At 65.2% G+C, this 13,042-nt stretch carries 7 protein-coding genes; 5 read left to right on the plus strand and 2 right to left on the minus strand.

The window, feature by feature from the left end; genetic code table 11:
- The 5 genes from RIN61_RS24840 to RIN61_RS24860 are packed head-to-tail and all read left to right on the plus strand — an operon-like array spanning position 1 to position 8,379.
- On the plus strand, positions 1–1,359 hold the full coding sequence (locus RIN61_RS24840; protein ID WP_207878089.1) for a DUF1329 domain-containing protein: 1,359 nt from the start codon (positions 1–3) through the stop codon (positions 1,357–1,359).
- A gap of 21 nt (positions 1,360–1,380) precedes the next feature.
- Complete coding sequence (locus RIN61_RS24845; RefSeq protein WP_112253951.1) at positions 1,381–2,376, plus strand: WD40/YVTN/BNR-like repeat-containing protein; 996 nt, start codon at positions 1,381–1,383, stop codon at positions 2,374–2,376.
- Between the two features lie 15 nt (positions 2,377–2,391).
- Positions 2,392–4,956 (plus strand): efflux RND transporter permease subunit, encoded by a 2,565-nt coding sequence (locus tag RIN61_RS24850; RefSeq protein ID WP_313854770.1) that lies wholly within the window; start codon positions 2,392–2,394, stop codon positions 4,954–4,956.
- A complete protein-coding gene (locus RIN61_RS24855; RefSeq protein ID WP_313854771.1) occupies positions 4,949–6,727 on the plus strand; it encodes an acyl-CoA dehydrogenase C-terminal domain-containing protein in 1,779 nt (592 codons plus the stop codon). Before RIN61_RS24850 ends, RIN61_RS24855 begins: the two co-directional genes overlap by 8 nt.
- An 11-nt stretch (positions 6,728–6,738) precedes the next feature.
- Positions 6,739–8,379 (plus strand): fatty acid--CoA ligase, encoded by a 1,641-nt coding sequence (locus RIN61_RS24860; protein ID WP_313854773.1) that lies wholly within the window; start codon positions 6,739–6,741, stop codon positions 8,377–8,379.
- Positions 8,380–9,371: 992 nt separating this feature from the next.
- Here the strand turns inward: RIN61_RS24860 and galE are convergent.
- Positions 9,372–10,346, minus strand: a complete 975-nt coding sequence (gene galE, locus RIN61_RS24865; RefSeq protein ID WP_252378549.1) for a UDP-glucose 4-epimerase GalE — start codon at positions 10,344–10,346, stop codon at positions 9,372–9,374.
- Between the two features lie 79 nt (positions 10,347–10,425).
- Positions 10,426–13,041 (minus strand): cellulase family glycosylhydrolase, encoded by a 2,616-nt coding sequence (locus RIN61_RS24870; protein ID WP_313854775.1) that lies wholly within the window; start codon positions 13,039–13,041, stop codon positions 10,426–10,428.
- Position 13,042: the final 1 nt, after the last annotated feature.

Genomic DNA, 13,042 nt, shown 5'->3' on the forward strand with positions numbered 1-13,042 from the left:
ATGAATTTCGTACGTACCCTGCTGGCCTCGTGCCTGTCACTGGCCGCCCTGAACGCTGCCCAGGCCGCCGTTTCCACTGACCAGGCCGCGCGCCTGGGCTCCAGCCTGACCGCGATCGGTGCGGAAAAGGCCGGCAATGCCGATGGCTCGATCCCGGCCTACCAGGGCGGCCTGCTGACGCCGCCAGCCAGCTACCAGAGCGGCGCCAGCATGCGCCCCGACCCGTTCGCCAGCGACAAGCCGTTGCTGGTCATCGATGGCAAGAACGCCGAACAGTACAAAAGCCAACTGACCGCCACCACCCTGGAACTGCTCAAGCGCTACCCCAGCTACCGCGTCGATGTGTACCCGACCCACCGTAGCGTGGCGCTGCCGCAAGCGGTACTCGACAACACCCGCAAGAACGCCACTGCGGCCAACAGCCAGGAGGGTGGCACCGCGGTGGACAACGTGCTGCCGGGCATCCCGTTCCCCATTCCGCAGAACGGCGCCGAGGCCATGTGGAACTTCCTGCTGCGCTACCAGGGCGTGAGCATGACTGCCAAGTACGACTCGTGGAACGTCGACGCCGCTGGCAAGCCATCGCTGTCGACCACCGGCCAGGCCAATATCAGCTACCCGATCTACGAGGACATGGCCAAGCCGATCGGTGCCAAGGACACCTACTACCAGATGAAACTGGTGTACACCGGCCCCGCACGCCGTGCCGGCGAAGCGATGATGCTGCGCGATGCCGCCAACCCGCTGGTGCAGCCACGCAGCGCCTGGCAGTACCTGCCGGGCCAGCGCCGGGTCAAGCTGGCACCGAACCTGGCCTACGACACGCCCAACCCGGGCACCTCGGGTTCGGGTACCTACGATGACGTGTTCGTCTTCAACGGTGCGCTGGACCGCTACGACTGGACCCTGGTCGGCAAGCAGGAAATGTACGTGCCGTACAACACCTATCAGCTGACCTACAACACCGACGTCAAGCAGGTGATCACCCCCAACCACCTGGCGCCGCAGTTCGTGCGCTGGGAGAAGCACCGGGTCTGGGTGGTGGAAGGCAAGCTCAAGGACGGTGCGCGCCATATCTACCACAAGCGCCGCTTCTACCTCGACGAAGACAGCTGGATCGCCCTGGCTTCGGACCAGTACGACGCCCGTGGCCAGTTGTACCGCGGCTCGTTCGCCTTCCTCACCCAGAGCTACGACAAACAGACCCCCGACGCCACGCCTTTCATGATCTACGACCTGATCGGCGGCACCTACAACCTCAATGGCGTAGTGGGTGCCTACGGCGGCATCCGCTACATCGATCCGCTGTCAAAAACCCAATGGTCGCCCGAGTCGCTGGCCGGCAACGGCATTCGCTGAACGCACGCAGCAGAGGTGGCAATGTCTGTCTTCAAACGATGCAGCGTGGTAGTTCTGGCCTTGGCCGCGCTGCAGGGCGCGGCCCAGGCGGCGCCCTTCACCGATGTGCTGGACCTGCCCGCCATGCCCAGCGCCCTGGTCGCCAGCAGCGCCTTGCGCGATGTAGCCCTGGCCGGGCAGCGCCTGGTCGCGGTGGGCCCGCGAGGGCACATCCTGTACTCCGACGACCACGGCGCGCACTGGCAGCAGGCCCAGGTGCCGGTCAGCGCCGACCTTAATGCCGTGAGCTTCGCCACGCCCGAGCTGGGCTGGGCGGTTGGCCACGATGGCGTGGTGCTGCACAGCCGCGATGGCGGCGAGCACTGGCAGAAGCAGCTGGATGGCCGGGCGCTGGCCGAACAACTGCCGGGCACGGGTAGCGACAATGCCTTGCTCGACGTGTGGTTCGGCGATGCCCGCAATGGCTATGCGGTCGGCGTGTTCAACCTGCTGTTGCGCACCGTTGATGGCGGCGAGCACTGGCAACCTTGGCTCGACCACAGCGATAACCCGCAAGGCCTGCACCTGACCAGCCTGGCCGCGGTGGGTGACGAGCTGTACATCACCGGCGAGCAAGGCCTGCTGCTGAAGCAGGACGGCGAGCGCTTCAGCCGTGTCGAGACACCCTACGCCGGCACACTGTTCGGTGCTGTCGGCAAGCCTGGCGGACTGCTGGTCTACGGCCTGCGTGGGCATGCCTACCGCAGCACCGATGGCGGCCGGCAGTGGCAACCGGTCAGCACTGGGGTGAACACCAGCCTCACCGCCGCCGGCGTCGACCGTGACGGCCAGCTGTGGCTGGCCAGCCAGGCCGGCGACCTGCTGCTGAGCCGGGATGATGGCGCCAGCTTCAGCCCGGTGCCGCAAAGCGCCCGTGGCCCGGTGACCGCGCTCGCCACCGATACCGGCAACGGCCTGGTACTGGTCGGCGAGCGGGGCGTGCGCAACCAGGCCGGCAACCCCACGCTGCACCCATAACAAGAGAAGACCCTGATGGCCGCTACCCGCCAAGATACCCTGCCGGTAATCCGCAACCTCGACGATTTCGACCCAGGCTCGGGCAATGCCCTGGAGCGCCTGGTGTTCAACCATCGCCTGCCGTTCCTGCTGTGCATGCTGCTGGCGACCCTGGTGCTGGGCTACATGGCGCTGACCCGACTGGAGCTGCGCCCAAGTTTCGACAAGATGCTGCCGCAGAGCCACCCGTACATCCAGAATTACCTGGAAAACCGCCCATCGCTGCGTGGCCTGGGCAACGCGGTGCGGGTGGTGGTGGAGAACACCCAGGGCGACATCTTCGACCCGGGCTACCTGCAGACCCTGCGCCACATCAACGACGAGCTGTTCCTCAGCCAGGGCGTGGACCGGGCCTGGGTGAAGTCGTTGTGGAGCCCGGCGGTGCGCTGGACCGAGGTGACCGAGGAAGGTTTCCAGGGCGGCCCGGTGATGCCCGACGGCTACCAGGGCGCTGCGGGCGACATCGAGCAACTGCGGCAGAACATTGAGCGCGCCAACATCGTCGGCAGCCTGGTGGCGCGTGACTTCAAGTCGAGCATGCTGGTCGTGCCGCTGCTCGACCAGGATTCGGCCACCGGCAAGGGCCTCGACTACCACGCCTTCTCGCAGAAGCTTGAACAACTGCGCAGCCAGTACCAGGCCAGCGGCCAGTACCGTATCCATGTGATCGGCTTTGCCAAGCTGATGGGTGACCTGATCGACGGGCTGATCCAGGTGATGGCGTTCTTCGCCCTGGCGGTGCTGACCAGCCTGGTGATCATCTACTGCTACACCCGTTGCGTGCGCAGCACCCTGCTGGTGGTGCTGTGTTCGCTGGCAGCGGTGGTGTGGCAGCTGGGTATCGTCGCCTGGCTGGGCTACGCCATCGACCCGTATTCGATCCTGGTGCCGTTCCTGATCTTCGCCATTGGCGTGTCCCACGCTGCGCAGAAGATGAACGGCATCCTTCAGGACATTGGCCGTGGCACCCATCGCCAGGTAGCGGCGCGCTATACCTTCCGCCGCCTGTTCGTGGCCGGGGTGACCGCGTTGCTGGCCGATGCGGTGGGCTTTGCCGTGCTGATGCTGATCGACATCCCGGTGATCCAGGACCTGGCCATCACCGCCAGCATCGGTGTGGCGGTGCTGATTTTCACCTCGTTGCTGCTGATGCCGGTGGCGCTGTCGTATGTGGGTGTGGGCCGCAAGGCTGCCGAGCGGGCCCTGGAGATTGATGCTCGTTGGGGCCGCTCTGCGGCCCTTCGCGGGCATGCCCGCTCCCACAGGTATCGCGATAGACTTGAAGCTGACGCGGTCCCTGTGGGAGCGGGCATGCCCGCGAAGGGCTGCAACGCAGCCCCAATCAATCCATGGCGCGTGCTCGACCGCTTCACCGAACGCAAATGGGCCAGCGTCACACTGCTGGTGGCCCTGGCCCTGGGCGCCCTTGGCATCTGGGGCAGCATGCAATTGAAAATCGGCGATCTCGACAGCGGTGCCCCCGAGCTGCGCGCCGACTCCCGCTACAACCTCGACAACGCCTACATCACCCAGCACTACGCGTTGTCCAGCGATACTTTCGCGGTCATGGTCAAGACCGCTCCGGAAGGCTGCCTGCAATACCAGACACTGGTCCTTGCCGACCGCCTGGCCTGGGAGCTGCAGCAATTGCCGGGTGTGCAGACCACCGTGTCGCTGGCCAACGCAGTGCGCCAGATCACCGCCGGCACCTACGAAGGCAACCCGCGCCTGAACAGCCTGCAGCGCAACCAGGACGTGCTCAACTATGCCGCCCAGCAGGCCTCGGTCAACGCCCCCGAGCTGTTCAACAACGATTGCTCGCTGATGCCGGTAATCGCCTACCTCAAGGACCATCGGGCCGACACCCTGGCCCAGGTGGCCGCCGTGGCCGAACGTTTTGCCCAGGCCAACAGCAACGCCGATCACCAGTTCCTGCTGGCCGCCGGCAGCGCCGGTATCGAGGCCGCCACCAACGTGGTGGTCCGCGAGGCCAACCACCGCATGCTGTTGCTGGTGTACCTGGCAGTCACGCTGTTCTGCCTGTTCACCTTCCGCAGCTGGCGCGCAACGCTGGTGGCGATCCTGCCGCTGATGCTCACCTCGGTACTGTGCGAGGCGCTGATGGTAGCCATGGGCATTGGCGTCAAGGTCGCCACCTTGCCGGTGATCGCCCTGGGCGTAGGCATTGGTGTGGACTACGCGCTGTACCTGCTCAGCGTGCAACTGCATTACCAGCGCGCCGGGCTGAGCCTGGCCCAGGCCTACCAGAAAGCCGTGGCCTTCACCGGCCGGGTGGTGGGGCTGGTCGGTATTACCCTGGCGGCCGGTGTGGTCGGCTGGGCCTGGTCGCCGATCAAGTTCCAGGCCGACATGGGCCTGCTGCTGACCTTCATGTTCCTGTGGAACATGCTCGGTGCGCTGGTGCTGATCCCTGCGTTGTCGCATTTCCTCCTGCGTGGCCAGGCCGCCCCGGTGCCTGCCGAGGCCCAGGCCACGTCGCTTCCGCAAACCCAAGAAACCGAGTGTTCGCCTCATGTCTGATTACCTTCCGCCACTGCGCGACATGGATTTTCTGTTCAACGAAGTGTTCGACATACCGGCCTGGTGGGCGCAAACGCCCGCCTTGGCCGAGCAGGTCGATGGCGATACTGCCCGGGCCGTGCTCGAACAGGCCGGCAGGCTGATCGCCCAGGTGGTCGCACCGCTCAACCGCAGTGGCGACGAGCAGGGTTGCCGCTGGGAGGCGGGCCGGGTACGCACCCCCGATGGTTTCGCCGATGCCTACCGGGCATTTGCCGCCGATGGCTGGGTGGGCGTCGCCGGTGCCCCGGAATATGGGGGCATGGGCATGCCGAAAGTGATCGGCGCCCAGCTCGAAGAAATGCTCAATGCCGCCAACCTGTCGTTCGGCCTGTACCCGATGCTGACGGCCGGGGCCTGCCTGGCGCTGCTCAACCATGCCAGCGAGCCGTTGAAGGCGCTGTACCTGCCGCCCATGTACCAAGGGCGCTGGGCCGGTTCGATGTGCCTGACCGAGCCGCACGCCGGCACTGACCTGGGCCTGATCCGCACCCGTGCCGAGCCAGGCGCCGATGGCCGTTACCGCATCACCGGTACCAAGATCTTCATCACAGGCGGTGAGCAGGACCTGACCGAGAACATCATCCACCTGGTGCTGGCGCGGCTGCCGGATGCGCCCGCCGGGCCCAAGGGCATCTCGCTGTTCCTGGTGCCCAAGGTACTGGTAGACGCCGATGGCATGCTGGGCGAGGCCAATGCGGTGAGTTGCGGGTCGATCGAACACAAGATGGGCATCAAGGCCTCGGCCACCTGCGTGATGAACTTCGACGGCGCCATCGGCTATCTGGTCGGCGAGCCGAACAAGGGCCTGGCGGCAATGTTCACCATGATGAACTACGAGCGCCTGGGCGTAGGTATCCAGGGCCTGGCCCTGGGCGAACGCTCCTATCAGGGCGCCATCGCCTATGCCCGTGACCGCCAGCAAGGCCGTGCGCCGACGGGCGCCGAAGCGCCGACGCAAAGTGCAGACCCTATCGTCGTCCACCCGGACGTGCGGCGCATGCTGCTGACCATGAAAGCGCTGAACGAAGGCGGGCGGGCCTTTTCTACCTACGTTGCGCTGCAACTCGACCTGGCCAGGTACAGCGAAGTACCGGCCGCACGCGCCCAGGCCGAGGCCAAGGTGGCGTTGCTCACACCGGTGGCCAAGGCCTTCCTCACCGACATGGGGCTGGAGACCACCGTGCACGGCCAACAGGTGCTGGGCGGCCATGGCTATATCCGCGAGTGGGGCCAGGAGCAATTGATCCGCGACTGCCGCATTACCCAGATCTACGAAGGTACCAACGGCATCCAGGCCCTCGACCTGGTGGGGCGCAAACTGTTTGGCGATGGCGGCCAGGCCTATCGCAGTGTGTCCGATGAAATTTCCGCCTTTGCCCAGGCGTTGCCTGCAGCGAGCGCGGAGTTCGGCGCGCCGCTGCTGGCTGCCGTGCGCAACCTCGATGAGCTGACCGCCTGGTTGCTCGACCGGGCCCAGGGCAACCCGCGGGAGCTTGGTGCGGCGGCGGTGGAGTACCTACAAGTGTTTGGCTACACCTTCTACGCCTACCTGTGGGCACGCATGGCCGTGGTATGCCAGTGTCATTCGGCCCCCGAGCCGTTCCACCTGAGCAAGCTGGGCACCGCGCGGTTCTACTTTGCCCGCCTGCTGCCACGCATTCATTCGCTGAATGCCAGTGTGAAGGCCGGTAGCGACAGCCTGTATCTGCTCGAGGCTGGGCAACTGTGAAGGCCGCCGACATGATCACCACGCGCGTCATGCCCGCGGCCGAGCAGGCCTATGCCTATCCACTGCTGATCAAGCGCCTGCTGCTGTCGGGCGTGCGCTACCAGCCCAACCAGGAAATCGTCTACGCCGACAAGCTGCGCTACACCTACACCACGCTGCTCGAACGCATCCAGCGGCTGGCCAACGTGCTGACCGCCGCCGGAGTCAAGCCTGGCGACACCGTGGCGTTGCTCGACTGGGACAGCCACCGGGCGCTGGAATGCTTCTTTGCCGTACCGATGCTGGGTGCGGTGCTGCACACGGTGAACGTACGGCTGTCCACCGAGCAGGTGCGCTACACCATGAACCATGCCGAGGACCGCCTGGTACTGGTTCATGACGATTTTTTGCCGTTGATGGCGCAATTGCGCGATGACTTGCCCACGGTCAAGGGGTTCATTCGCCTCGCCGAAGGTGGCCCGGCAACACAAGACGTCCCGTTGCTGGGTGAGTACGAAGCGCTGCTGGCGGCTGCCGAGCCGCAGTTCGACTTCGCCGATTTCGACGAGCACTCATTGGCCACGCTGTTCTACACCAGCGGCACCACCGGCAACCCGAAGGGCGTGTACTTCAGCCACCGGCAACTGGTGCTGCATACCCTGGTCGAGCAGGGCACCCTGGCTGCCTGCGGCGAGGTGCCGCTGTTGCGCAGCGGCGATGTGTACATGCCCATCACGCCGATGTTCCATGTGCATGCCTGGGGCGTGCCCTACGTGGCCACGGCGCTGGGCATCAAGCAGGTCTACCCCGGGCGCTACGAGCCCAACCGCCTGGTGTGCCTGTACCGCGACGAGGGCGTGACGTTCTCCCATTGTGTGCCCACGGTGCTGCAGATGATGCTCGACAGCGAGGAAGGGCGCCGCGCCGACCTGACCGGCTGGAAGATGCTGCTGGGCGGCAGTGCGCTGACCCTGGGCCTGGCGCAGCGTGCCAGCGAGCGCGGCATCAGTGTGCATTGTGGCTACGGCATGTCGGAAAGCTGCCCGCTGCTCAGCATCACCCACTTGAGCGCCGACCTGCTGGCATTGCCCATGGCGCAACAGCTGCCGCTACGTATCGATGCCGGCGTGCCGATTGCCCTGGTGGACCTGCGCATTATCGACGCAGAAGGCAATGATGTGCCCCGTGATGGCGAAAGCCTGGGTGAAATCGTGGTGCGTGCGCCGTGGCTGACCCAGGGCTACCTGCATGAACCGGAGCAGGGTGCCGCGTTGTGGCTGGGAGGCTGGCTGCACACTGGCGACCTGGCCTGCATCGACCCTGTGGGTGTGGTGCGTATTCGCGACCGGATCAAGGATGTGATCAAGACCGGTGGCGAGTGGGTAAGCTCGGTGGCGCTGGAAAACCTGATCAGCCAGCATCCGGCTGTCGCATCGGTGGCGGTGATCGGCATCCCGGACGCGCAGTGGGGTGAGCAGCCGTTGGCCTTGGTCGTCTGTTGTGATGGCATGCAATTCGACCAGGCGGCATTGGCAGGGCATCTGCAGCCGTTTGTCGACAGCGGGCACCTGAACAAATGGGCGATACCACGGCAGTTGCGCTGCGTGGAGGAGATCCCCAAGACCAGCGTTGGCAAGATCGACAAGAAGCGGATCCGGCAGACATTTCTCTGAATGCTGGCCGGACTGGCTGGCACCGGCTGCGCCGGTATTCGCGGGCGCGCCCGCTCCCACAGGTATGGCACGTTCCTTCAACTGGTGGGGGCCCTGTGGGAGCGGGTTTACCCGCGAAGCAGGCGACGCGGTGGATGGCACCGGCTGTGCCGGTGTTCGCGGGTGAACCCGCTCCCACAGGTATGGCGCATTCCCTCAGCTGGTGGGGGCCCTGTGGGAGCGGGCATGCCCGCGAAGCAGGCGACGCGGTGGCTGGCACCGGCTGCGCCGGTGTTCGCGGGTGAACCCGCTCCCACAGGTATGGCGCATTCCTTCAACTGACGAGGGACTCTGTGGGAGCGGGCATGCCCGCGAAGCAGGCGACGCGGTGGCTGGCACCGGCTGCGCCGGTGTTCGCGGGTGAACCCGCTCCCACAGGTATGGCGCATTCCCTCAGCTGGTGGGGTCCTTGTGGGAGCGGGCATGCCCGCGAAGCAGGCGACGCGGTGGCTGGCACCGGCTACGCCGGTGTTCGCGGGTGAACCCGCTCCCACAGGTATGGCGCATTCCCTCAGCTGGTGGGGGCCCTGTGGGAGCGGGCATGCCCGCGAAGCAGGCGACGCGGTGGCTGGCACCGGCTGCGCCGGTGTTCGCGGGTGAACCCGCTCCCACAGGTATGGCGCATTCCTTCAACTGACGAGGGACTCTGTGGGAGCGGGCATGCCCGCGAAGCAGGCGACGCGGTGGCTGGCACCGGCTGCGCCGGTGTTCGCGGGTGAACCCGCTCCCACAGGTATGGCGCATTCCTTCATCTGACGAGGGACTCTGTGGGAGCGGGCATGCCCGCGAAGCAGGCGACGCGGTGGTGGCACCGGCTACGCCGGTGTTCGCGGGCGCGCCCGCTCCCACAGGTATGGCGCGTTCCTTCGGCAGGTGTGGGAGCGGGTTTACCCGCGAAACAGGCGATGCGGTGTTTGGTATCGGCTAGGCCGGTGTTACGCGGGCCCACAATCTCAGCTTTGGTGCTGAGCCCAAGGATACTGCAGCTCCCACTGCCACGCATGCCGCACAATCGGCTCCAGCGTGGCAAACTCCGGCCGCCAGCCCAGCACGTGCATGGCCCTGCCAGCATCCGCCACCAACCGGGGCGGGTCGCCGGGGCGGCGGGGGGCGTCGAGGGTGCGGATCTGCCGGCCAGTCACCGCGCGGGCCGTATCGATCACCTGCTGCACCGAAAAACCCCGCCCATTGCCCAGGTTGAACGCGGTTCGCTCGCCACCCGCCAGCAGGTAATCCACCGCCAGTGCATGGGCAACCGCCAGGTCGGCCACATGCACATAGTCGCGTATGCAGGTACCATCCGGCGTGTCGTAGTCGCGGCCAAATACCGTTACTGAATCACGCCGGCCCGAAGCGGCCTGCAGGATCAACGGGATCAGGTGGGTTTCCGGGTCATGACGCTCTCCCAGCTGGCCTTGCGGGTCCGCGCCCGCTGCGTTGAAGTAACGCAGGCATACCGACTTCAAGCCGTAGGCCCGATCGAAGTCCTCGAGAATCTGCTCGACCATCCATTTGCTCAGCCCATACGGGTTGATCGGCCCCTTGGCATGCGCTTCGTCGATCGGCACATACTGCGGGTTGCCGTAAACGGCTGCGCTGGACGAAAACACCAGGTGCCTGATACCGGCATTCACCATGGCCTGCAGGAGGGAAAGGGTGGCCGCGACATTGTTCTGGTAGTACTTGCCGGGCACGCTGACCGACTCGCCCACCTGGATGAACGAGGCAAAGTGGAACACGGCATCGAAACGGCAAACAGCAAACAGCACATCCAGGGCGGGCTCGTCTGCGATGTCCAGTTTCGCCCACTGCACACCGGGGCCGGGTGCGACCAGGTCCGCCACCACCACCTCATGGCCCGCACCGAGCAGGTGCTTGACCATGTGCGAGCCTATGTAGCCTGCGCCACCGACAACAAGAAACTTCATCCATGCCTCCTGGACTTTGCTGTTGTACAGCCGCGCTTTTCAGCTACAGGTCTGTTGTGAGGGTAGATGGCCACATACCCTATTTCAAGAACAGCCAGTTGGACATGTACTTGCCGTCGAACGTGATCGTGTAGCGCCCCTCCTGGTAAGCCATCGGCAACGGTTTCAACTGTGCCTGTGCATCCCGGGCGAACAGTTTCAGGCCAGCAGGCGCCTTGATGCTCAAGGTGCCGGCAAGCGGTTCGACGTTGAACGGTGTCTTGGCATCGGCCTTGGGCACGGCACGGGTACCTAGCGACAGCAGCAGTTCGCGCGACTGGCCCAGGGGGTTGCCGTCCAGGCTTTGCACCACGACGCTGGCGTACGGCGTTTTTGCTTGCACCTGAATGGCGCCCAGGCTGATCGAGTGACCTCCCAGCCATCCGGTGGCGGCCTGGGTCAGCGGTGTGTCGATGGTATAGATGCCCTGTTGCCAGTTGCGCTTGAGTTCGCCGGTGTCGCTGACCGCTTCCGTGGCGTCGGCCGGCAGCAAGGACTGCCCCGGGTCCTGCAGTACCTGCGCACCGGCAGGGATGGCGGCGGGTTTGAGCCAGGGCAACTCCGGTGTCTGTGGCAGGGCGATCTGCAGTTGGCCCTTTTCCATTGCCGTGCGCAGCAGCGGTGAATTGCGCGGGGTGATCTCCTGGTTGTACAGGGTGGCGGGTGTCGGCGCGAACACGTAGCGGGTGGTGGCGGGCTTCACGTCCGCACGGCGATAGAGCAGGGCGGCAGCGGGCAACGTGGCGATCATCGCCGGGTCGTTGTACGCGTGCCAGTTATCCGCCGTGCGCCAACCTGGGTTGAAGGCCTGCTGGCTGTAGGCGTATTGCAGCATGGCGTCCCAGCCCTGATGGGCAGCGGTGCCGGCCACGTACAGTGGCAGCGAGTGGCGGTCGGGCAGCGGGAAGGGTTCGGCGTTCCACTCGCTGACGGTCAGCGGCTTGCCAACTACCTGGGCGGCGGCGAGCCAGTCGATCAGGCCGTCGCTGGTCAGCGGGTTCTTCTCCAGTTGGCCATTGGCACCGTAGCCATGGGCGTCGATGACATCGCCTGTGGTCAGTGCCGGCAGCGCGCTCAGGCCATTGCCGCCCCAGGTACTGGTAGTGGCGATCGGCACTTTCACGCCGAGGCCGCGCAGGTGGGCGATCATGTCGGCGTCGAAGCGCTGCTCCAGGTCGTTGAGAAACAGCTTCGAGGGGCCATGCTCCCAGGCGCGCCAGGTGAGGTCGGTGGGCAGGTCATAGCGTTTGGCGAAAGCTTTGGCCGCTTCCATGTATCGCTCGCTGTGGTGCGGCACATCCTTGTTCGGCATCAGGGCATTACCATAATGCTGGGTGAGGTCGTTCTCATTGGTGAGCAGCACGGCAGCGATGGCCGGGTCGTCCTTGTAGGCCAGGCCGGTGTATTCGTTCACATGGGTCAGGTACTGCTCGGCAAAGCGCTTCATCGCCTGTTGGATACTGCGGTTCATATAGGCGTAACCCTTCAGGTCGACATGGTTCTCGCCCTTGGCCAGTTCCTCGAAGTCATCGATGTTGTCTTTGGCAGTAAGCGCCCGCTGCACGTGCAGGTCCAGCCAGATATAGATGCCCTCGTCCTTGAGCGCCTTGATCCACAGGTCGAGCTTGCGCAGCGATTCGGCACTGAGCTGCTGGGTATCGCGCACCAGGGTGCCGTCGCCAAACACGTTCGGGCTGACCCAGGGCGAGTCGTGGTGATGCAGACGCACCAGGTTGAAACCCAGGGCCGACAGGCGTTTGGCCTGTTGACGGATTTCTTCGTCGGGGCTCTTGAACAACGAATAGGCGGACAGGTTGGTGCCCCAGAAGCGCACCGGGGTGTTGTTTTCGAACATCAACTGCTCGCCGACAGCCTTGACGAAACCATGCTTGCCGGCAGGCTTTTGCGCAGCGTTGAGGAACGACAGGTCCACTGGCGAGGTGCGCCAGTCCAGTTGGTCGTCGGGCCAACCGGCGGGGTCGGCCAGGCCGAAGCGTTCGCTGGGCGTGGGCCCCAGGTCGATGTCGCCGGTAACGTTCAGCACCGCCTTGATCTGCTGCCGGCCGGCGTTGATAGGGTCGCTGTAGATGAACGCACGCAGTTCGGACGGGTTGCCGCGCTCGAAATACATCCTGGCCAGCGGTGGCTCGAAGCGCATTTCGATGCGCCGGCCCTGGTCAGCCTTGCCCCATGACCAGCCACGGTTGCCGGGCAGCAGCTGCGGGGCGCCCATGTCTCCGGCAATTTGCGCAGGGTCGAACTCGAAGACCATGCCGCCGCCCATCACCCCGGCCTGGCGGCTATGAGCGTCGACGTCGAAAGCCCAGCTCAGGGTTTGCGCCTGCTCCTTGCGGATATCCGCCGCCAGGTCGAAGTCCAGTTCCTTGTTCTTTCCCTGCAGCGTGTAGTGGTAGGGGCCATTGACCTTGAACGTGGTGGAGAAACCGGTCCAGCTCCAGTTGGCCGCCCAGAAGTCGAACTTGGCTTTCATCATCGGCCCACCACCGCGGGTCACCAAGGGCAGGCCGTTCTGTTCATCTACGCTGACTTGCCACGCTGATGCCCAGCCGGTGAGCGGTAGCAAGGCCAGGCCGGCAATGGCCGAAACCCGCAGCAGGATCTGAAAACCCAGGCTGCGCAGGGGTAGCAGGCTCATA

Source organism: Pseudomonas inefficax, from assembly GCF_032164165.1.
Classification (GTDB): domain Bacteria; phylum Pseudomonadota; class Gammaproteobacteria; order Pseudomonadales; family Pseudomonadaceae; genus Aquipseudomonas; species Aquipseudomonas inefficax.